This is a genomic window from Christensenella hongkongensis, assembly GCF_000981035.1.
Classification (GTDB): Bacteria; Bacillota; Clostridia; order Christensenellales; family Christensenellaceae; genus Christensenella; species Christensenella hongkongensis.
This window is the reverse complement of sequence record NZ_LAYJ01000112.1, coordinates 381,198-405,203: the sequence shown is the minus strand read 5'-3', so window position 1 is coordinate 405,203 and position 24,006 is coordinate 381,198. Positions and strand designations below refer to the sequence as shown.

Here is a 24,006-nt window from a genome sequence, read left to right as displayed (position 1 = left end):
AACCTCTTCCAACTCTATTTCAAATGCCCTAGTCGTTCCAATAATATTTTCCCGCAATGTTCATATGAAAATTCCGTCTCTATAACCTGTTTTGCATTTTTACCGATAGATGCATAGTAACATTTATCATCTACAAGTTTTTTCATATATTCAGCGGCAACTTCTTCATCCGGCTCCGCCCAATGCATACCTTTCCTGTAAATACCAAAATCCTCCTCGACTGTTACCAGACGATATGGTACCGGGCAACAGGCGCCATCACGCATATACTGTGTATTCCCACTATAATTTGTTAGAATTGCCGGTTTTCCAAATGCCATAGCCTCTGCCGGTCCAAGCCCAAATCCTTCACTTCTGTGAAGTGAGACGTAAGCATCACATAGAGAAATTAAAGAATTGATTTCAACTTTAGACATCTGCTGGTTAATCGTCAAAATATTATTATGTTCATCCAATACGTTGACTAATTCCTTATCGCCCTCCCAATCCAGTGGCGTATTCAATTTGAGAAGAAGTGTCGCCTCTTTGCTGTTTCCAAACGCCTTATTAAATGCCCGGACTGCCGCCATAGGATTTTTCCGTTCCGAGACGCTGCGAGTATCATAGGTCATCAAAAAAATAAACTGGTTTTCCGGCAAACCAAAATCCATTCGTGAAAGTACTTCATCCTTTTCCGGATAAATCGCATAGGGTACTGTATATACCGGAATAGGTGCTTCTTGGGCTATTGACTGCGTTGTGAAATCAGAAAGCGTCCATATTTCATCAAAATATGGAAACTCCCTTTCCCAGCCTTCGGGAAATTCCAACATTTCCCATGCCCAATAACCAATATTACGTCTCCCATAGAAAATACTTTTATCGAATTCTCGTATGGTCTCTTCAAAGCAATCCGGATTATACGCAAAAATATTAATGCTATATCGGAATTCATTTGAAATTTTATTCTCAAATTCCGTATTTGAAAACATGTGGAGCCCTGAATCCTGGACTTCAATAATTGTGTAAGGAATATTCGTATGCTGCAATACTCTTGCAAGTATTCTGATGCTCTCCCCCAATCCAAAATCGCCTTTTATAAATCCACACAAATTGACACCAAAGGGATGCTTTGTTTCATAATCAATTTTTGTCGTTTTTCGATTATATAAAAATCGCTTGATGCTATTCTTTGGTTGGATTACTTTTTGATAATTAACATAAGCCTCTCGAATCGGGCTTATATACTCTTCAGATAAACGATATTCTTTTTGTGCATAGCCCAAAAACCATTCAGTAAAATGCACTCTCATTTTGGGATTGTTTAAATCAGGAAAGAGCGACTGCAAATCTTTCCGTGCACAATAAATCGCTTTTTCAATCGCTGTAACCGGAATCGTTTGGGAATCCCCTACCACAATAGTGTCCTGAATAAAATAGTCTGGAAAATGTAACGGCCTGCTTTTGCATTTTGTTCTCAATCTATAATCAGTTCCAAAATATTCTCGTAACACATCCGGTATTGATATCCCGTTTTCAAAGCATTGATACATTTCATATCCTGAGAAATCAATCGAAACCGCTTTCTCCAGCAACTTAATTCCACACCCAAAAAGCGTGGCATATGAAAGCCATGTCTTTAGAAATCTACGATCGCCAACTCCATTAAAAAGTATTCTATTATATTTTTTTTGGCCCCATACTAAAAATTCCGATATTTGCTTCCCATATTTCAATGCGAAAGAATAGTTACAATAAAGCGGTCTTGAGCCTAAAGAAATATCAATTGAACTATTTCTATCCTTGTGTTCAAGTAAGTAAGGAAAGACATTAATCGTATTCTCATCCTCCGGCAAACTCGAAAACATCCCATTATCTGAAATAACCACAATTGTTTTATAAGAGTTCATGAAAAATATAACAAACTCAAGGGACAAAAAACAAAACAATTCTTCCGTGGTTAGGCAAAAAGCATAATCGTTATAGTTGTTTCCAACTACCTCTTCCGGAAGCATTATATTTGCATCATGTATTTCTGTTCCGTCCCCAACCGGACATGCAAAAATATCGCTTCCCAAATAGGAATCTTTTATCTTATTAAAGTCTGATTGAACGCCTTTACCGGTAATATAGATTACAGCAGATGTAGACACCTTGTTTCACTCCATTTTCTTAGCTCACTAAACTGTTGTTTTTAGCAATACTGCATCACCGCTAAGGATATACTCTCCAATACCTGCCGGTACAAATACATCGGTTCCAGAAGGTATTTTAATTACATAATCAGAATATGTAAGTATTGCCATGCCCTCAACACATAACAAATTTTGAAAAGTAGTTTTATCTACCATATATGTTTTCGCCTCTTTTTCGAGCTTTATCTTTTCCACAAAAAACGCTCCGCAGTCAAGAGGTTTTTCCAAATCATACTCTATTGGGCGCTCAAAATTAAGGACATCTATCGCTTGCTGTATATGAAGCGGACGCGGATTTCCACTTGCATCCGTCCGTCCAAAATCATAAATCCTGTATGTAATATTGCTATTAGTACCAATCTCCGCCACTGTCATATTTTTGCCGATTGCATGAACTGTACCAGGTTTAATTAAAAAAGTATCTCCTTTTTTTACAGCGACCTTATTTAATACTTCGGTAATTGTTCCATTCTGCGCACGTTCCTTAAATTCTTCCTTTGAAATCTTTTTCCGGAAACCGTAGAAAAGAGTTGCTCCTGGTTCACAATCCATGATATACCACAGTTCCGTTTTTCCTTTTTGTCCGTTTTCATACGTTGCCGCATAGATTTCATCCGGATGGACTTGAATAGACAGGCTATCTGCTGCATCAATAATTTTTACCAGTAATGGGAGCCCGTTTATCCCCTCACCAAGAACATGCAGTCCTTCTTTTTCAAAATACTCACCCAAGGATATCCCTGCATATGGACCATTCTCAATCCGGCTGGTCCCTTCGCTATGACTTGCCAACTCCCAGCTTTCTGCAACTTTTGGGAAAGCACAGTTCTTATGATAGATATTCTTTAGGTTTGTGCCCCCCCATAAATAATCCTTAAATACGGGTGACAATACTAATGGATATAACATACCTTCTCCTAATTCACATTCAATTGCTTGGCAATCTTTCCGATCTGTTCAGACATATCCTTTCGAGCAACCAAAATTGCATCCTCAGTCTCCACAACCACAAGATCTTCAATCCCTACACATACAACCGGCTTTTTACAATTCACATAACAATCCTTTGATTGCTCCATGATAGCATCTCCATCAGTCACATTACCGTATGCGTCCTTTTCATTTTCTTCGTGCAGGCTTTCATATCCACCTACATCACTCCAACCAAAATCCGAAGGAATACAGTATGCCTGTTTTGTTTTTTCCATAACTGCATAATCAATAGATATACTTTTTGATTTCTCAAACGCTTGTGCAACCTGCTCCTCATCATCCGGATCAATCGTAGTAAATAAATCATATAAATCCGGTTCGTATTTACGAAACTCATCGATCATTGTTTGAATATCAAACACAAACATCCCGCTATTCCATAAAAAATTCCCCGCTTGCAAATATTTTTCAGCCAATGTTTGATTTGGTTTTTCGTGGAAAGAAACCAATTTTTCCGTTGTCTGGTTTAATACATAATCGCTCGTCTCAATTTCAACATATCCATAACCGGTTTCGGCCCGCGTTGGTCGGATTCCAAAGGTGACAATATTACCTCTTTCAGCTCTTTTAACCGCTGCCGAAAGTGCCCTGTGGAATTCTCCTCCATCCCTGATGGTATGATCAGATGGCATAACAACCGCTACACCATCACCTGAATGCTTTTTAATTGTAACCGCCGCCCATAAAATACAAGGCGCGGTATTTTTCGCCTGGGGTTCTGCCATAATGTTGACAGTATTACCAAATTCCTCTCTTACAAACGGGGTATATTTCTCTCCCGTAAGGATATACTGATGTTTTGCAGGGACCACATCCGCAATCCGCTCACTCGTTTCTCTGAGCATACTTTTATTTGAAAATAAATTCAAAAATTGTTTGGGTTTTGCCGAACTACTAAGCGGCCATAGCCGTGTCCCACTTCCACCTGCTAATATAATACTGCTTACCATAATTTTCTCCACTCTTAAAAATCTATTCTATCTTATCATTTATTCTGACAATAATCAAATCAGAGCAAAGAGGAATTCATCATTAGAATCCCTCTTTTTTACGTATTAAAGTAGTTTTGTCTTGTCTATTATGGACCTGTTTCCCCGGCACTTATAGACGGATCCTCTGTATTCTGCGCCTTGTCCAAATTTGATTCACCCAGCATCTCATTATTTTGCCTATCATTACTTTCAACTTCTTGCTCCTCAGAAGTTTCAGTATCTGGAGCAACGATAGATTCTGGCGGCACATCATTGGGGTTCTTGGATTCTTCTGCACCAACCGTTGGCGTCGGCTTGGGCAATGGCAAATCATCTTCTGCTCCGGAAATGACAATGTTTTTCATCTTATTCCATATTTCAACCCAACCGGAATAATATTCGGAATTATATTCCTTTGCTTTGCAAAATGCTCCAACGGTTTTTGCTGTTCCTCTAATTTGTTCGTCCCATGTCGGATCACAAAGCTCCTGTTTCAGTTCTTCTTCAGACGCATAACACTTTAATTGCTGAATGTGCGCCCTTATACCTTCCTCGATCGTGGCAAAACGAATCTTCCGGGAATCGTCTTTTGAATACAATCCTCCTGGATTATTAGCCTCTTCTTGTTCATCACTGCTCATATTACCAGTTTCCTTCAATGCCTGAGCAAATGCAATCCCAAAGTCAACTCCTTCGATTTCCGCTTCAGTCCAATAAATCGATACAAATTCTTCTGCTGAAATCCCATATAGATTCTCTACATCAAGTTCACGCAAATACTGAACAGCCTGTTCCTTCGTCACAGAAGGATTCACTCCGGACATAATCTCAGGTGTATTGTCTTCCTCAACAGGCGGATTAGATACTTCCGGCTCATCCAGCCCTGGCGTTTCTATTGCATTCTCCTCTTGGGGCAGTGTCTCTTCTTCCGGAGACAATACCATCGTCATCGGTTCACTCGAAAGCATTGTGCTCGCATTTAGAAAGCTATCCATGATAGTGACAATCTTACTTCCGTAATTAAGGTCTGTAGCCCACTTCCCGCCAAGGGCTTCTACCGTTGTCGCCGAACCTCTGCTTACAAGGCTAAACCGCGGATCAACACAAGCATTATTTAAAGCCGCAGTACTCGCATATGCCTTGAGATGCTGAATCTGCGCACGAATTCCTATCTGAACAGTAGCGAATGTTGCTCCACCAGCTCCTCCGCCAGTCGCGCCGATACCTGCAAAATTATATTGCTCCCATTTAACATCCCCGCCATATTTCAAATAGCCGGTTTCCAGACACATCTGTGCAAATGCAACATCTGCCCGAACTCCTTCCATAGCCGCCTCGCTAATATAGAGTCCGACAAAATCTTCAATTTCCATGCCATAACGTTGCCTGAATGTTGCTTCTGTAAGCGTCGTCTTTTGCTTAAATAAATTCACCATTTGTGCTTTGGCGGCATCTGAAATACCCATGATGTCATGCGTATTTGTATTCACTACAACACGAGAACCCATTCCCATAATATTACTTGTACCATTATTATCGGTTCCAATTACCTGGAATATATATTTCCCATAACGATTATTGTAGTTACTGATTGCAAAATAAATGCTCCAGTTCCCTTTACCATCATTATTGGCATCATATATTATTGCGTCCGAGCCTCCACTTGCTGCACTCCATACTTTGAATTGTACTTTAGAGATGCCAGCAGGCGCAGTAACATTAGACGCACTTACTGCAAAGGCTCTTGAAGTTGTGGGATCCGCAGCCCCAAATGAAAGACCAGACATATTTGGTAAAGAAGGATCTTTCTCTACTGTAACCGTCTTTTCATCCAGTTTATCTTTTTTTCCAAGCATATCTGTCGAATACAACTCAACATGGTAAGTTCCATAAGTATAATTATGTTCGGAAATATTGAAATACTGAGAATAACTTCCGTTCCCGTTTGATGCCATCGTATATGTTTTTGCGTTTTCTTCTCCCTCTTGCTCGTTCCATATTTTAGTTTCTACAGTACTAATTCCATACGGCGAAGTTATCTCCGTTCCTGCAATCGCAAAAGCCTGACTAACTGTCGGATCAGTTGCACCAATGCTCAACTTACCACTTGCAGCCTGCCTTTCAAACGTAAGTGTTTTCTTATCGACAACATAATCCACTCCAGTTTTATCCACCACATGTGCTTCAACCGTGTAATCACCCAATGTGTACCCAAAGCCAGAAATATGGAAATAGGCGCTCCAGTTTCCTGTTCCGTCATTATTGCAATTATACCACTTTGCAGCTCCTTGCCCTTTCGAGTTCGGCCATATTGCAAGCTTGACAGACTGTACTCCAAACCCTTCCGTCACCTTATTTACCTGAATTGCCGTATCGACGCGCTGGGTGGGATTCGTTGTCCCAAAAATAATGCCATCCGTTTTCGATGCACCTGCAACACCTGTTACTACAAGTGTCTCCTGTTTGCTCGTCTTATTTCCTTTTTGGTCCGTCGCCGTAAAGTTAAACGTATATGTTCCTGCACGATAAGAGAATGCTCCCATACTAAAATACATATCATACACGCCATTGCCTTTGGCATTCATCTGGTAAGTCTTTTTCCCATTCACTCCTGTCGTATCATCCCATACCTCCGCCGTTACAGATGCAACGCCAGAAGAATCCACAATATCGCTTACCTGTACTGCAAATCCGCGCTGTACTTCCGGTTTCGTCGTGCCAAACGTTACGTTTCCTATTTCAGGGCCTTCGCCATCTCCGCTCAAAGTCCGCGATCCTTGAGCGGCAACCCCGCTGTTCCCCTTATTATCTGTTGCTACAATTCTAAAAATATATTTTCCTGGTTTTCCTCCATTACATACATCAAAGTTAAAATATACTGACCAGCTATTCCCGTTTTGATTCATTGGAAGTGAAATTTTACTAGCTTCTCCATCAGCTTCCCTGAATACTTCAAGTACTACAGATTTCACTCCGTTGATATCTGTAACATCATTCGCTATCACAGCAAATGCCTGTTGTTCAGTAGGATCGCTTGTTCCAATTCCTAATGATCCTACAGTCGGAGGCACAACGTCGCTTTGAATTGTGATAGTCTTTCGTAACCTCGCCGATTTATTACCTGCCCAATCCGTTGCATAAGCTTCAATGATGTATTTGCCAACACCTGATGTACTAAAATAGGCATCCCATGTTCCATTGCCCTTATCGCTCGCTTTCAGAACTTTCTTCGATGAATCTCCGTCAGATTCCCTCCATATCTCAAAGGTAACATCCGCTACGCCAAAATTATCGTTAACTCCCGATACCTGAATCGCAAATCCTGACGCAGCCGTAGGATCTGTTGCACCGTAAGACAATGCCCCAATGGTTGGTGAAACAGTGTCAGCAATCAACTGGACAGAATTCTGCGCCATTTCGGAAACATTGCCGTAACCATCTGTGCCGATTGCCTTAAAATAATAGGTGTCTTTCATTCCGCCAAACAACGCTTGTGCAGAAAAATATGCCTCCCATGTTCCATTGCCTTTATTATTCCCTGTTATAGTAACAGCCGCACTTTCGCCCTTTGATTGTGGCCATACTTTAAAGTTTACAGAACTTACTCCATGTACGTCTGCCACATTTCTAGCCTGTACCACAAATCCGTCCATTGCTGTTGGATTTGGCGTCCCAAAATATACGCCATCTGACGTTGGCCCAACCGTATCCTTTAAAAACGTTATACTCTTCGTAGGCAGAACTTTTGTCCTTGCCCCTGCCGGATCTTTCACATATACATCAAAATTATACGTTCCATATTGATTCCCATGTTGAGACAGGTCGAAGTATGCAGACCATTGTCCATTTCCGCTATCCCAGGCATTATATATCTGCATTGTGCTGCTCTTATGTGCAGTGTTATATGCCACAATCTGCACCTCTTTTACTCCCCTTACGGCAGTCACTCCTTCAACGAGAATCGCCATATTTTCAGCATAACAAGGATCAGTGGCTCCAAATGTTAATTTTTGAGCACTGATTGTTCCATCGTCCGATGCCCGATTCACGATAAGGCGGCCCATTTTCCCCTTATTTCCGTAAGCGTCGGTCCCATAAGCATCAATATAGTAAGCATTTAGTCCATTTCCAAAAGGATTCAGGTCAATATAGGCCTCCCAGTTGCCTGAAGCAGCAATATTCCCCTTATAAATTCTTGCAGAAGATTCTGATAAATTATTTGGCCAAACCTTAAATTCCACCTCTTTTACACCGGACGGATCAGTTACTCCTACAGCAGCTACTGCAAAAGCCATAGCCATCGTGGGATCAGCTGTTCCTGCGGACATACTTGTCATAGTCGGAGGCGTCGAATCCAAAGATAATTTATTTGGATATTTTTGAATAAACTGATCTACACCATCTGCTATTTTTCCAGAAACTTTGGATTGAACACTACTGCTCACAATATTGGCATAATCTGTCGGGTTCGTCAAAAAAGCAGTTTCTACTACAACTGCCGGCGCATTTACATATTTAATTGGAGCATCTCTTCCTGTTGTTTCCGCAAAATTCTTAACTGACCGTTTTCTATATATTCCCAACGATCCGATTCCATTAAAAATCATATTCGCTAAATCTATGGATCGACTTACGAAAAGACTGTTTTGATTCGTAGTATAATAAACTTCATTACCACTTGCCGATGAACTTTCATAGGAATTATGATGGATACTAATATATAAATCTGGTTGTACTTTATTGGCTTCGGCAGCTAATTCCGTAGAAAAATCATATTTATCTTTATCGTAATTAAGTAATACCGGAATGTCCGTCGCACCTGAAACCCATTTATCTACACGATGTGTCAGATAAACTGTGTACCCCCTGCTTTTCAATTCTTTTGCAGTTTTATATGCAAGCTGTGCATTAACATCGCTCTCCTGCGTACCGTTAATCCCAATCGCGCCTGGATCGGACATTCCATGTCCGGGGTCTATCACAATAATTTTATCTGCCGAAGCAGCTTCTGCCTTTGAGATTGGAAAAATACAATAACTGGTAAAAAATATCGATATAGTTATAAAAATTGAAATGAAAACGAATATTGGTGATTTTCTGGTCATAGCTACCTCATAATAGATAATTTATTCATGCCTTACGAAAATTGCCATATGACATATAATTAAACCTTCACTGCCTACGTTAATGGCTTCAATCTTATCATATTTTCACATCAGTTTCAAGTTTCACGCAAATTTTTGTTATCATTTTTAAATATTTTCTTAACATTTCGTTAACATTTAGCTTTCTCTATAATTAACGGCTTTAATATGATAAAATAAGATTATAATTTACAAGGCTTTGAGGTGCTTTTCATGAAAAAACAATGGAAAATTATTTTAGTATTGGTCGCAATAGCTATCATAGTAGTAATTATTATTGTAACTAACAATGCCTTTTACAAAAACAATACCTCCTCCGTTGCTTCCAATGCGCCATCAGCAACGATTGCTCCAACTGAAAATACAGCCGCGCCGGAAAGTCCTTCTCCCTCTTCACAACCAACTGTCACAGAGTCTTTGGAGGACTTGCCCAACGATCCTTTGGTGACATATGAGAATAATGAAATCGTATATGAATATTTTGATGTTATAGATGATTCGACTAAAATAATCAAAGAAGAAGCATCAGGAGAATTACCTTTGTCATTTGTCCTCGATAGCGTATCGCAGAAGCTTTTTGATAAACCACTTGCAGATTCCCCTATGCAACCCCTGTCCATAAAACAAAAAGGGAATAGTATTTATGTTGATTTCCGTTCGGATGTTTTGCATACTCAATTAGGCTCCTCTGGCGAGAGCACAATGTTAGAAAGTATTGCCGACGGCTATTTGAATAATATCGAAGGAGTTGACGCTGTTTATTTCAGCGTGGAGGGGAAAAGTTATTCGTCCAGTCATATTGAATTTCCCATGGATGTTCCCTATAAAAAGAAATAGGGAACATCCACGAATTTTTTTGGGTTACCTCTTTTTGAAAACGATAATTTCAGAAACTCCGATGGGCGGATGGATTAATTTTTCTATTGGCCTTAAAATGCTCGTAGCCTTATTGATCAGCTTTGATGAATTATCATCGACCATTTCAGTAAAAGAGCTGTCTTCCCCTTGTTTATTTTTGCTTCTCCCTTTTACATAAAAAACGGGAATGCCCCAAAAATTGAAATAGCGATCCATTACGCAATCAAGATTTAGTTCTTCACCCATTCTTTTCAGCACTTTGCGGTCATAGCGACGGTAGTGTCCGATGTTTTCGTCCATATAGCTATAAAGAAAGCTGAGCGCAGGAACTCCAATCACTATATTTCCGCCAACCGCAACAATTTCCTTTTGTATGGATCAACTTTATTCATATTGTCCAGCCCGATTGGCAAAATCAACTGCGCGATTACTCTTAGACATTGAATTCTTCTCCCCTTATACCAACATCAATTTTTACTTAAAATCGTTTATATCGTACTCTTTCTGCTTAATTCACATATGTCAATTCCCAAAGATTATCTGCCAATTCCATAATACTGAAATCCCATATCTTTGAGAGCTCGCTTGCCATAAATGTTCCGCAAATCATAAATTATGTTTCCCCTCATCTCCTGCTTGACTTCCTCGAGATTAGCCCCTCGAAATTGATTCCATTCCGTCATAATGACCAAGCCATCTGCACCTCTTACCGCCTCATATTCACTACCACAATAGACTATGCTTTCTTCCAGCCCTTTTAATCTCCACCTGGCTTCCGGCATCCCTTGCGGGCAATAAGCTCTGATTTTCATCCCCGCGTCAACAAGCTCCCTAATTATATCAAGCGAGGGCGCCTCGCGCATATCGTCGGTCTCCGGCTTGAAAGACAGTCCCCACATCGCAATAACGGGCGGCTCACCGTTGGCCAATTCTGAAAACTTCGATATAATTTTGGCAGCAACTTTACTCTTCTGCTTTTCGTTTGCCCGGACGGCTGCTTCAATCACATAAAGCTCTTCATCATACTGCTTGGCAATATCAAGGATCGCGCGGGTATCTTTCGGAAAACAGGAACCACCATATCCCGGTCCAGCATGTAAAAACTTTGGAGATATCCGGCCATCCATTCCCATCGCTTTCGCAATTTTTTGAATATCCGCCCCAACCTTTTCGGCAAGCAACGCCATTTCGTTAATAAACGAAATCTTTACCGCAAGAAACGCATTGGATGCATATTTGATCATCTCTGCCGTCTCTATATTCGTAAATACAAACGGTGTTTGATTAATATAGAGGACATTATAAACTTCTTTCATCAATTCGGTTGCTTGTTCCGATTCACTTCCAATGATGATTCGATCAGGATTGGTGCAATCCTTTACAGCCTTTCCCTCCCGCAAGAATTCCGGATTTGAAATCACATCAAAATCATATGTTGCTCCACGCTCATTTAGTTTTTTTCGAATTCGTTCCCTGACATTTTTTCCTGTCCCGACGGGAACTGTGGATTTATTGACAACGACTTTATATCCATTCAAATATTCGCCTATTTCATCCGCGACAGAATACACGTATTGCATATCGGCACTGCCGTCATCACTTTGGGGTGTTCCTACCGCAATAAAAATAATCTCACTGTTTTGAACAGCACGTTTCATATCCGTTGAAAAATCAAGCCGTCCGGCTTTAACATTTTTGACCAACATTTCTTGCAAGCCTGGTTCATATATTGGTATAACGGCCTTTTTCAGATTCTCAATTTTTTCTTGATCGACATCCATACAGGTTACGTGCATTCCAAATTCTGCTAAAACAACCCCTTGAACCAAGCCAACATATCCGGTCCCCATCACCGCTATCTTTCTCATGCTGTTCTCCCCGCCTTTTTAAATACAATAGATTTCCCCAGAAAAAAGTTCAATATGGTTGTAAGAACTAACATCACAACTTTCCCTGCCATATCATTAAACCCAAAATTCTCGACCAACAGGATCAATCCAAAATAATCAACCAGCCCGACCAGTCCACGTGTCCAGATAAAATTAAATATTTCAAGCAATAGCGCTTTTTTGCTGTCTGCCTTTGACCTGAAAACAAAGAATTTATTCGTCAAATAAGCCTCTGTCTTTGTCAAAACAAGCGAAATAAAATTTGCAACTTTATAGTCGACTCCCAAAACAACAAGAAGCCAATAACTCAAATAGCTGAACAGAACTGTAACGACACCCCATATTCCATAGCGGATCACTTCTGAAAATTGGCCTATTCCATCGGTATCCTTCCTTAACTTTTTGCTCACTTTTTGTACAACACCGGTCGGCAACAAATTAAGCAAAACCCTTGCAATTTTTGTTGCCCCAACTTTCAGGCACAGCAGAAAAATCTTTGCCTTTTTACGCTCCTCTATAGAAAGTTCATGGAATGATGTATTGTAATCTGGAAAATTTTTTAATTTCTGTGCGCGCAGTGCAATATCTTTTTTCTTATAGGTAACAACTTTATCCTGCGTTTTTAGAATATCATTTTTCGCAGAAGGGCTTGTTTCAATCACACCACTGCTTTTCATTTCATCTATTAGTCGCGCTGCCCGTTCATTTCGGGAAATAATTCGGGAACCGTTCTTCACTTCCCAGGCATCCCCTAAAGAGACGTCTGCAAATTCACCTGAATAATCATAGCATTTCCAGCACCTCTTCGGCGCATAAAAAACATTAAGAAAGGTATAGCCATGTTTGTCTATAAAAAATTCTTTCCCGTTGTCATCAGAGATCAATACCCCTGTCTCGCCATCCTTTTTCCCCCGATACTGGAACCTGCTCACCTTTTTAAAACCTGATTTACGAATCAAATATTTTGTCGCTTTATATTCCATGTTAAAACCGCAAAAAAGTGATATTGTCATGTAAATGCGTTCCTTTAATCCATCGACACACTCCATCGCTTTTAGCAGCCCTTGTACCTGACATGGCAGGCCAATATATAGATATTTCTCTTGCTTTTTTGCTATTTCAGAAAGCAAAATGTTTGTTGGAACCAAAGAATATTTTGATCCGGCAGCTTGAATAATATCATCCGGGTTACTTAGCACCGCAGCCGTATACTCAGCCGGTGCTTTTTCGCGAATACAAATTACACCATCGATTTCTCTTTTTTGCAATAAGTACAATGCAATGGCCGTCGCAATTCCGCCCGATCCAACTTTATCAAGCAGCGCCTTATCCAAAACAGCACCTTTTTCAATCCTTCTATAATAACCTAACTCCTGGTCTACATGATCCGTTCCAAAGAGCTTCCTGTTATATTCGGGAAAATCAAATCCTTTTCCCGGACAGCTCGCTATACATTTTCCACAGGAAATACATTTTTTTGTATTAAAATGAAGCTTTTCTTTTTCTATCGAAATAGTATTTGTTGGGCAAACCCCAATGCAAGTCCCACAAAGGCAACATAAATCTTTTTTTATAACTTCACTTTTTAAATCACACCAATTTCTCATTCTGATAAGTAGCCCTCTCCGCTGCGATATCTAATTCAGTTTTAACAATAACTTTTTTGGCACGGGGAATATCCTTGTTTTTTCTATCCAACAAATCGCTTTTTCCAAAAAATTTACCTGAAGCAACGTGCCTCAAAGACATATTGGTAGCATGTATCAACCGATATTCCTGATCGGATTCAAATTCATCTTCAATCAGTATCTGCTTTTCTTTCCAAATAATTTTTCGTGTAAACCTGATATCACAGTGTTGATCCACGAAAATCAATTTTCGTTTTAAAAAACCGATAATCTTGTTTCCCAGCAAAAAAGATATGACGCGCAGGCCCATATGTAATATAGGAGATGGCATCTTTAATGTAACCCTGTTCATATAGCCTGCGACGCTCACAGAAGCTTTCTCAACGTGTATACTGTAACTTGGATCAAGCCAATTCATTGCAGCAACACATCCTCCACCAAAATCCACACGATATCCGCAGTCGAGCATTATTTCTTTTTTACCTTTCCATACTTTGATAATCCCTCCTTTTTGGAGTGAAATAATGCTATGATAATTCTCGTTTGTACAGGAGATTAATCCACTTTCTTCAAAATATTTATAATGATTTTCAAAACAAGGCAAAACTGCAGGTTCAACTTCCTGAGCCTGCTCGATTTCTAACGCTCGTAGAAATGAATGAAGCAGATAATGCGAAAAATATCTATCGTCTACCGAATCCATAAAATAGAAATTCCGGTGCCAATCATATGCTCCATATAACGCTTGCTTAATCGCTGCCGCGTCTTGATTTTTCCAGCTGATTGCTGCCTGAAAACCAAAAGGAAGGCAATACGTTGTATTTCTTGCCCCGTATTCGCCACCCGCAGTTGCATCGGGGTGAACAAAATATTTTATAAACCCAATGATTTGATTGATTGGCTCTACTACGGCTTCATCCCCACTCATTGAGTAATAGGCCGCAAGCATATCAAGGGTAACGCTTAAATATCCGATATCTGCGCCGCCATATTCGGGAAACCAGCCTTCTTTTTTCTGCATCGCTAAAATCCGCTTTAATTTTCTTTCGCAGCCTTCTTTTACCCATTCTTTTTTCACTATTGTATAAAAAGAATAAAGTGCCGCTATTGACGCCATTTCCTGATTAAACGCATTTTCTTCAATATGCTCTACCAAATAATGCGCTGTTTTAGCCATTTTCGATACAAGCATCTCGTCTTTTAGCTTTAATTTCTTGTATATTTCGCAAGCACTAAATAAGGAAAAAGCTGTAGGCGGAAAACCATGTTCATGAGGATAGTATTCATTAAAGGATCCATCTTTCAGTTGGACTTTTGCCCAATAATAAACGGTTGCAACTGCCCATTCTTTAATATTCTCATTTTTATAATAAACGTTTCCCTCAAAATCATTTGAATATAACAACGCCAATACCAGGCCACTTTGCTGCAAAATTGCAGAAGAAAAATCTCTTGTTTTCAGATGCCAAAAATTACGGTCACAACTCCCATAGGTTTTTGAATTCGGATCCCTATCGATTTGTGTAATAACACGCGGTGCATTTTTCAAAACAAAATCAGCATAATTGCTTTTCATTGGCTTTCTCCGTTATAACCTGTCTGCTCTTCTTTGCGAGGTTCCTCCTGGCATTCCATCTTTCTTACACGATACTGTATATCCTCTAATAATTTTCGATTTGAGGCAATGATATCTGAAAGCAATCCAAAAACAAAAATAATAATTGCCAAAACCACCAGTACGGCTGCAATTACCATAGATTTTATATATTCTTCACTCAATCCCTGTATATAAAAGAACATAAAACGAATTCCAAATATCAATCCAGCGGTCAAAAAAATCAATCCCAGGACTCCAAAAAATTTTAACGGCTTATACATCATAAAAGATCTTATGATAACGGAAGCAGACCGTTTCATATAAGACCACATACTTTTGAATAATCTGGATTTTCTCGTTTCGGCATTGGTGCGAATCGGCACGGAAACCATTGCCATCTTATTTCTTCCTGCTTGAATGATTGTCTCTAAGGTATAGGTATATTCATTCACTACATTTATACGCAACGCAGCTTCTCTCGAATATGCTCGAAAACCACTGGGTGCATCAGGGACATTACTTTTAGAAGCAACTCTTACTACCCAACTTCCAATTTTTTGAAAACGCTTTTTTTTCTTTGAAAAATGCTCAATCTCGCTAATCGGCCTCTCCCCTATTACAATATCCGCCCTATTCTCTAAAATCGGCAACACTAATTTGGGGATATCTCCACCATAATATTGATTGTCAGCATCGGTATTGACTATAATATCTGCACCTAAATGCAAACATTCATCCATACCCGCTACAAAACCAAAAGCCAAACCTTTATTTTGCTTAAAAGACACTATATGATGAACTCCAAGTTCTTTTGCAACTTCTACCGTTTTATCTGTACTCCCATCGTCAACAATCAAATATTCAATCGTATCAATACCGTCTATCTTTTTCGGCAAATCTGCAATAGTCTGTTTTAATGTTTTTTCTTCATTATAACAAGGGATTTGGATTATCAGCTTCATATTTTAACACCTTTGCAAAGTCTAAAAAGTATACCTTTTCGTTCGTACCTTTTTCATCACGAATATACCAATTTTGCACCTGAAAGGGTGTTTTTTTGTGCCCTTTTAAGGACGAATGAAAAGGTATAATTTACTAAGTTAATATTATATCAAAATCATGTTGCTTATACAACCTGCAAATAAATATAATTCACAACTGTTCAATCTACAATCAATATGTTATATTAATATCATTCGCTAGTTATAGAAAGGTTTTAATGATGATTCGGATTCAACATCTAAAAATTTCTCACAAAAAAGACTTTATTCTATGTATAGTTTTTCCTCTGGTTTTATTCTCTCTGTGTACGTTCTTACAATGGAACCGTTTTCTTCCCGAATTCCTTGGAGATGAACTTGCATATATTTTGCCGGCCAAAACCATGGCGACAGGCGCCTCTTATTCGTTTAGTGGTTATTGGGGATCTTCGTTGATTTATGTGCCTGTTTCATTTTTTATTTCTGATCCGGTAGCACTATATCGCTCCATGCTTTTCATTCAAACTATCATGATCGTTTTGAATTTTTTTGTTTTAAAGACGATCATTAATCGCTTTTTTGGTCTCAGAAAAACACTTTGCAGCATTATTGCTTTTATAGCTTCATTCTATCCTTCTATTATGTTTTACTCCATCTATGTTATGAGTGAAACAACGTTATTACTGTTTTTTAATTTAACGATTCTCTTCATGTATAATCTTTTTACTAAAAATAAAATTATTGATGCAGTATTACTGGGTTTATGCTCTGTTTACTTATATTTTATCCATTCCCGTGCACTTCCTCTTACGGGAACTGTATGTCTTATTTTACTGTTTTACTTTATTTTTCACAAAACGAATGGAAAATTCAGCTTCAAAGCAAATTCAAAATTTTTGCTTCCGATATTGATTATCGGTATCCTGTATTTTACATTAGGAAATCAAAAAACATCTGGTTCAAACGGCGGCCTTTTTGAACAGTTTTTCACAAAGCTAGAGATGCTTATTCCAGCACATTATCTTGCCAATTTATCCGGTTCTTGGATTTATCTCTTTCTTGGTTCCTTTGGGATAGCAATATGTGGTATCATTTTCAGTATCATCTATCTCTGGAAAAATAGAAACAGGCAGCATACCTCAATATTCTATGTTCTCTTATTTGCCTGTGTGGGTTATCTTTTATTTTTACTTGTAATGCTTCTCTCTTTTTCAAATTATAATATGGACTACTCACGCCTTGATCACGTTTTCTATGGAAGATATACTGAATTTATTTTCCCACTTTTTATTTGCATCGGTTTAGCGCAACTCTTCAAAAAAGATTCTTCCGAATACTTCCCACGAAAAAAAGTCTACATAGCATCGATTTTATTTTTTGCGCTTTGCTTTATTGCACTCTATATCTTCGGAGGGAATATCGCTTCGTTAACCGTAAATAATATTAATAATGTTAGTGCTATATCTACTTTTGTACAGTATATCTATACTATTCCACGCGAACCCCTTTACTTAATTACCTTTTTGATTGGATCCGGTATATTCTCAATATTTTTCTTTCTTCCAACTCTCAAAAAAAATAATATTGGTTTATATATTTTCATTATTTTGTTCTGTGGTATTAGCTTTTGGCGCATATACTCATGTGCAAAACCCAGAATGCAATCAGGAGGGTTTGAGGAGAAGCAGTATTCTGTTGCAGTTGATGCCAAAGAATATAATCATATGAATATTGGCGAATATTTCTCTGCTAACATTGATCAAAAGACCTATTCAGAAAATATTATTCCCATAACGTCTTCAATCTATTTATATAACGTAGATATGTTCCATGTAAATGAGTTTTCTAATGACTTTACAATATCGGAGTACGTTCCATTCACTTCAAAACGGTCCGATATAAAACAAACTGATTATTGGATATCCAGTTCCAATTTATTGAATGTGCTACCCTTATTTGGAAATACAATCCAGCCATTTGAATGGTATTATCCTATTAATTTGTATTATCTCCCTTATACAAATAACAATTTTGTCGAGATAAAGGGCCTCAATGAAGATAACCAAATGATAGGTTCGACAGCAGAATTTACTAATTTATCTTATAAAAACGATTCTTCTTACTTTGTTCTTGACACTAAATTCTCATCAGGCAGCGAGATTATACCTCAAATTAACGTAAACGGGGAATCCCTACGATTTGATCAAAAAATAGATTATTTATACTATTATGATCTTGATGATATAACTACAATAGATAATGTAACTATTTCGATTCCCCCAAGCGCAGGCGAGACCATCTTTTTTGTAAATACGTTTTATACAACAGATGAAATTACCGCCCCGCTTTATACCGATTACAATCTGTATCAACTAGGGACATCCTTGTCATTCACTTTCCCAGGCTACGAGATACGCGAATATGCTCCGAATGGCTGGCTTCCTTACACGGGACTTTCTACACCTCAAGACTGGGGAACTTGGGTCAACGGCGACAAAGCTTCGTTTATGTTTTCTTTCAATGAGAAAGACGTTGCTTCCGACTTAGTGCTTGATATTGATTATGTTCCCTATTTGTCCGATACCTGTTCCGAACAAATTTATGAAATATATGTAAATGGACGTCTTCTTCATACAGCTTCAGCAAAGTCTTCTGAGGTCAGCCATATGAGCGTCTTAATTCCTTCCGAATTACTTGGTTGCCGAAGCGCTCAAGTAACAATTAAAAATCCAACGGCACAGACAATATCAGGTGCAGAGGGATTTACAACCGGAATCGGACTTATTAATTTGTCTATATCAGCGGCAAAATAAAAAAATAAGTTATAAAAAAGCATCTGCCTTTTGGCAGATGCTTTTTTATAACTTATTTAAGCTTTGAAATATATATTCTGAATCCATTTTTATATTTCTCACTTTAGTCCGTATTTAAACTTTCGACTTCACAACGTCTGATCTAATTTGTCTTTTTTCCATTTTTCCTTCGTTGAAGAAACACCACAGCAATCAGGCCTCCCAAAGCAATAAAAGTAACGACTAATCCCTTATAGAAAGATCCCGGTACAAATCTAAATTCGATTGTATGCTCGCCTTCTCCTTCAACAAAAACTCCTCGCATAATACCATTTGTTTTATAAATTGTCGTTTGTACCCCATCAACATAGACTTCCCATCCAGTATAATATGTATCAGAAAGAACAAAAAATCCTTTTTGGCCATCGATATAAACCTTAAATTTTGGGGCATCTGCATCCGAATAATCCTCTTGCAAAACACTACCGTTTCCCATATTTTCAGTTTGATCAATTCCTTCAACAAGAGCTTGTGTTTGGGGATCGATATCGGACAATGGCGAAAAAGCTGTATTTACTTCCTCTATATCTGATACCGGCAATATCTCTGTCGCAAAATGAGCTCTGTTAACCCATTGGGGATTATAATAAATCGTATTTCCTTCTTCATCCTCAAATACTTTTTCATATGCTGCTGTCTCGTTAGGTACCAATTCCCGCAGCGATACATCCATAACCTCCACTGCTCCCAATCCTTGTATCCCAATACGCAACATAACCCTTGAAGGGCAGTCCCCGCTGTTCAGTGTAAATGAATAACGTTCAAAATCATCGGATTGTGCAACAGATATATCTAATTGCTGCGCATCCTGATCATACCCCTCGGCAAATAAATCTGCAAACATCTGTACATCTGTAATCCCCTTTGCTAAAAAACTAATTTTGTAATTCGTATACTTTTTCAAAGGTATTTCTGTCTGCATCAAAGAGTAATTGTCTTCACCTGATTCCAATTTGAAAGAATCCTGCAAAAATTCTCCTGTAAGAATATCCCAACCATCAGAGTCCCCAACCAAATTATTCCCTTCGCTATAACTTGGATATACGCTCTTGATAAATTCTTTATACTCAGAATTGTTTGTAACAATATACTTTACTCCCATTGCCGAAAGTAAATTTACGCGACTAACAAGTAATTCCGGGTCATCGGCAACAAAGGAACTTAATCCAGTAAGAGTTGCATAGTCTCTCATCGGTACTGTTGAATATGTATTAATAACATTCAATTTATTAATCATGTTGCCCATAGGTGAAACGCCTGGTTGATCATCCATAGGATATATTCTATACTGGTTGGCATCTCCACCTTCTTCCTTTAGGTAGGAAAGCACCGGTGTTTCTACCGGTGGTTGCGTAGGAGCACCATATACCCAATGTCCATAATAAAATATATTTATCAATAAAATACCAGCGAAGATCCCAGAAGTGACCCTCGTCCAGCCGTATTTTTTCCCAAATATACACCAAATAATGCAAAGTAAAATAATAATAATAGGAATATATACGGCAGGATTAGTAAAATTCATATTTCTCACAAAATATTCCGCAATATCATTTAACGTATATACAAAATTGGGCAGCACAATATCTGTTCCCAAGAACTGACTCATAATAGGCCGCAAACTGAAAAGAACAATAATTGTAGCAACCGCTAATACTCCAATCACTACACTGGTTTTTATAGCAGCTTTGAAAAATTTTTCTCTTTTTTCTTTATTTGCTCCAATGATAGCATTCAGCCCAAAAGCAAATAAAATGCTGAGCGCAAAATGCACCTCATACCAGTTTCGCCCCGGAGCGCGAAACATATTGTAACCTGGAACTTGATATGCCAATTTGTAAAAAGGAGTATTATCCCCCAAGACCAGTATGAAGGCAAATACCGCTAAAATAGTCCAAAACCAGATTTGAACATTTTTCTTTCGCAAACATAAAATTGCCACCGCAGCAAATATCAATACAAATATCGGCATATAGCCAAACAACTCTGTATTATTCCACGGTCCATAAAACATAAATGTATTCATTGAATACGTAAATATATAGGGAAATAAAAGTGTTGGAAATAGATATGCGGGGAATCCATAAGACGCAAAAACTTCAAATGTTAAGTTGCCACGTGTTGTATATTGGAATGCCTGAAAGATTGGAAGACAATAAAATGCGCTCAACAACAGACCACCAATATAAATTATGGAAAAAGTTTTTACAATCTGCCAAACTATTGTTCTGGCCTTTTGGCCTTCTTCACGCCCTACACAAATCCACCTGAAAATTAAATACGGTAAACCTACCATACCAATATAAAATGGCATCGCCCAATAATCTGCTGTAATTGTCAACATGAAAAACAAAGCGCCTGCTAGCAGCCAAATAATCTTTTTATGCTGAACATACTTTTCTATTACGAGTAAAACCGCAGGCAAGAATATCGCAGCACAAAGCATATTGATATGACCTAAATGCGCGCTTAAAAATCCGCTAAACATAAAAACTAAGCCGCCGAAAAAAGCTGCTATTTGTTTTATTTTAAGCTCCTTTAAAAATAAATAAGTAAAAATACCTGCAAAACTATAATGTATAAGCAAAAGAAAATTGTATCCAAAAACATTGGGGAATATATTCATGATCAACAGCGCTGGAAGGTATAGACAATGGGCACTGCCTTCTCTCGCCAGATAACTCCCGCCTTGGGTATAGGGGCTCCAAAATGAATACTCACTGATTGCCTGGCGAAGCGGATAACCAGCAATAGCACCGTCTCCCGGTGCTAAAAGATATTCCATTAAATTATAGCCGATACCAAAAATAATCCAAGGCAAAACGAAATAAAGTATAATATAAAAAATTTCTTTTTGATTTCGCACAAAAAAATTCTTACTTGTTTCTTTTATCGCGTTCAAGACTCACTCTTCCCCCTGATTTTCAATAATTTCACCGATAACAAAACGGGTCTTTACGCGCTGCTTCTAATGTCCTCCATAAATGCTCAGCATCAACACCGATCAACAGATTCGTAACGCCAACTCCCAAAAGAATAACAGCGGTCAAGTTGGCCATCCGGCATTGAAAGGCATCAAACTAAATATTTTGATAACCGCATACCCAAACACACCTGTAAATAGCCATAATTGTTCCTAAAACCATACCAGACATAAAGGCGCTTAAAAAATACAACAAATCAATCCGAAAATAAAATTTCGACAAAATATTATTACTTATGCACTACATCTTTCTCTATTTCAGCAAAAGGCAACACATAGTCAAGGTAATAATCAATATCTTGTCTGATAATGGCAGTCTTTTTTGCTTGATAACTACAGTAATCATATAAGTCATATGCTTCGTTTTAATTAACTGCACTAAACTTTCCAAAGCATCGTATGTAAATTACCTATCAAGCAACTTCCCCATTTGTTGTATTAAGCAATGCCTATTATACTAAAGATAATATCATATTTCAAGTATATTGGATTGTGCGTACCTATCAGGCAAGATGGATTTCTGGATGTAATTTGCTCATGATTAATGAATTGAGTTGCCTATCCGTTAGCAAGAAAAAGCAGATCTGTTTTCCCAACTGATCTGCATTCGTAGTTACGACCTCCAACAAGAATTACTTTGTTTTAACTACGGCTTCACTGGGCAGGCCCACACATCGGCGTCAGATTTTATCCTTTACCGATTAAGTACATTTTTTTACATATTATCTATAAAAAAGCATTCAAATATTCCGCTTGATTTTTGAAAATTCTCTCATCTCTTTTAACATACTTTTAAAGGTTCCAACCCCAACAGTTGATTCTCCCACTTCCCGATCTATCAATGGCACCGGGATTTGCACATATGTGTAGCCCTTTTTCACTAAACGATATATCATTTCAGCATCAATAAACCAATAATTTGATATGATATCCATTCCTTGCACCAGTGCTGTTGGGTATACTTTAAATGCTGAATTGACGTGCTTGACCTTGATACCCAAATTTATATGCACTAAAAAATTATAGATAAGCGATTGAAATTTACGGAATATGCTCCTGTTGTCACTACCCCTATAACTTAATACAAAATCATATTGCTCAAGCAACGGAATTGCCTTATAAATATATTTTAAATCAAATGGCATATCTACAGTCACCAACCAGCAATACTCTTTTTGAGCAGCTTGGTATCCAAGTTTTAAGGCTGCCCCAAAACCATTCCTTTGCTTCTCATGGATTGCCCTCACCGTAGGATACTGGCTAGCCAGTTCGTCGCATATTTCTTTCGATCCATCCGTACTTCCACTTTGGATTAATATGATTTCATAATCAAGAAAACTTTCCTGAAGGAATTCATTTATATATGTAACAGATTCTCTCAAAAGCTTCTTTTCATTATATACCGGAACAATAACCGATAGGGATCGTTTGTACTTTTCCATCATTTTCTCAACGGCTGCCTTTCCGTCATATAATTTATCATTTCTTTTTCACTCTGAAATTGATGCAATACTTTTGCCGGATTTCCCGCAACGATCGAGAAATCCTCAACATCCCTGGTGACAACAGCGCCAGCACCCACGACACAATACCTTCCAATCGTGACACCACATACGATTGTTGCGTTCGAGCCAATACTCGCATGCGATTTTACAACCGTTTCGATATATTGGACGCCTCTTTCAACTTTAGGATACAAATCGTTTGTAAACATAACTCCATGCCCAATAAAAACCTGATCTTCCAGTGTAACCGAATCGCAAATAAAAGAATGGCTCTCAATTTTGCAGTCTGCACCTATCTTAACGTTCCTCGTGATTTCTACGAAAGGCCCAACAAATGACCGGTCTCCAATTTCACATCCAAAAACATTGATCAATTTTTCATCAAATATAACAACATCTTTGCCCAATTTCACATCTTTATCCAGCACTTTA

General features: G+C 38.3%; 14 protein-coding genes. 2 read left to right on the top strand and 12 right to left on the bottom strand.

Features of this window, described 5'->3' with window-relative positions:
• Positions 1–14 precede the first annotated feature (14 nt).
• The 4 genes from CHK_RS15810 to CHK_RS16385 form a co-directional block, all read right to left on the bottom strand.
• A complete protein-coding gene (locus CHK_RS15810; protein WP_052740555.1) occupies positions 15–2,132 on the bottom strand; it encodes a glycosyltransferase family 4 protein in 2,118 nt (705 codons plus the stop codon).
• A 27-nt stretch (positions 2,133–2,159) separates the two neighbouring features.
• Positions 2,160–3,083 (bottom strand): type I phosphomannose isomerase catalytic subunit, encoded by a 924-nt coding sequence (locus CHK_RS11915; protein WP_046444257.1) that lies wholly within the window; start codon positions 3,081–3,083, stop codon positions 2,160–2,162.
• 8 nt (positions 3,084–3,091) lie between these two features.
• A complete protein-coding gene (locus CHK_RS11910) occupies positions 3,092–4,117 on the bottom strand; it encodes a mannose-1-phosphate guanylyltransferase (RefSeq protein ID WP_046444256.1) in 1,026 nt (341 codons plus the stop codon).
• A gap of 128 nt (positions 4,118–4,245) precedes the next feature.
• On the bottom strand, positions 4,246–9,243 hold the full coding sequence (locus tag CHK_RS16385; protein WP_046444255.1) for a GBS Bsp-like repeat-containing protein: 4,998 nt from the start codon (positions 9,241–9,243) through the stop codon (positions 4,246–4,248).
• Positions 9,244–9,495: 252 nt separating this feature from the next.
• Here CHK_RS16385 and CHK_RS11900 point away from each other — a divergent pair, with 252 nt between their 5' ends.
• Complete coding sequence (locus tag CHK_RS11900; RefSeq protein ID WP_046444254.1) at positions 9,496–10,119, top strand: GerMN domain-containing protein; 624 nt, start codon at positions 9,496–9,498, stop codon at positions 10,117–10,119.
• Positions 10,120–10,143: 24 nt separating this feature from the next.
• Here CHK_RS11900 and CHK_RS11895 read toward each other — a convergent pair whose 3' ends face one another.
• From CHK_RS11895 to CHK_RS11875, 5 genes are all read right to left on the bottom strand, one after another.
• Positions 10,144–10,479: a hypothetical protein gene (locus CHK_RS11895; RefSeq protein WP_046444253.1), complete on the bottom strand. Its 336-nt coding sequence runs from the start codon at positions 10,477–10,479 to the stop codon at positions 10,144–10,146.
• 197 nt (positions 10,480–10,676) lie between these two features.
• Positions 10,677–12,008: a UDP-glucose dehydrogenase family protein gene (locus CHK_RS11890; RefSeq protein WP_046444252.1), complete on the bottom strand. Its 1,332-nt coding sequence runs from the start codon at positions 12,006–12,008 to the stop codon at positions 10,677–10,679.
• The gene (locus CHK_RS11885) at positions 12,005–13,636 is read right to left on the bottom strand and encodes a Coenzyme F420 hydrogenase/dehydrogenase, beta subunit C-terminal domain (RefSeq protein WP_046444251.1); all 1,632 of its coding nucleotides are present in this window, start codon (positions 13,634–13,636) and stop codon (positions 12,005–12,007) included. Before CHK_RS11885 ends, CHK_RS11890 begins: the two co-directional genes overlap by 4 nt.
• Positions 13,620–15,233, bottom strand: a complete 1,614-nt coding sequence (locus tag CHK_RS11880) for a hypothetical protein (RefSeq protein WP_046444250.1) — start codon at positions 15,231–15,233, stop codon at positions 13,620–13,622. Before CHK_RS11880 ends, CHK_RS11885 begins: the two co-directional genes overlap by 17 nt.
• Entirely contained in the window at positions 15,230–16,216 is a 987-nt protein-coding gene (locus tag CHK_RS11875) for a glycosyltransferase family 2 protein (protein ID WP_046444249.1), read from the bottom strand. Before CHK_RS11875 ends, CHK_RS11880 begins: the two co-directional genes overlap by 4 nt.
• Before the next feature lie 257 nt (positions 16,217–16,473).
• On the opposite strand from CHK_RS11875, the gene CHK_RS11870 reads away from it, so the two are divergent.
• Positions 16,474–19,047, top strand: a complete 2,574-nt coding sequence (locus CHK_RS11870; protein WP_046444248.1) for a hypothetical protein — start codon at positions 16,474–16,476, stop codon at positions 19,045–19,047.
• A 142-nt stretch (positions 19,048–19,189) separates the two neighbouring features.
• On the opposite strand, the gene CHK_RS11865 is transcribed toward CHK_RS11870, so the two are convergent.
• From CHK_RS11865 to CHK_RS11855, 3 genes are all read right to left on the bottom strand, one after another.
• Complete coding sequence (locus CHK_RS11865; RefSeq protein ID WP_046444247.1) at positions 19,190–21,988, bottom strand: YfhO family protein; 2,799 nt, start codon at positions 21,986–21,988, stop codon at positions 19,190–19,192.
• An 821-nt stretch (positions 21,989–22,809) separates the two neighbouring features.
• Complete coding sequence (locus CHK_RS11860; protein WP_160295653.1) at positions 22,810–23,511, bottom strand: glycosyltransferase family 2 protein; 702 nt, start codon at positions 23,509–23,511, stop codon at positions 22,810–22,812.
• Entirely contained in the window at positions 23,511–24,002 is a 492-nt protein-coding gene (locus CHK_RS11855) for an acyltransferase (RefSeq protein WP_046444245.1), read from the bottom strand. The genes CHK_RS11860 and CHK_RS11855 overlap by 1 nt, the downstream gene beginning before the upstream one ends.
• Positions 24,003–24,006: the final 4 nt, after the last annotated feature.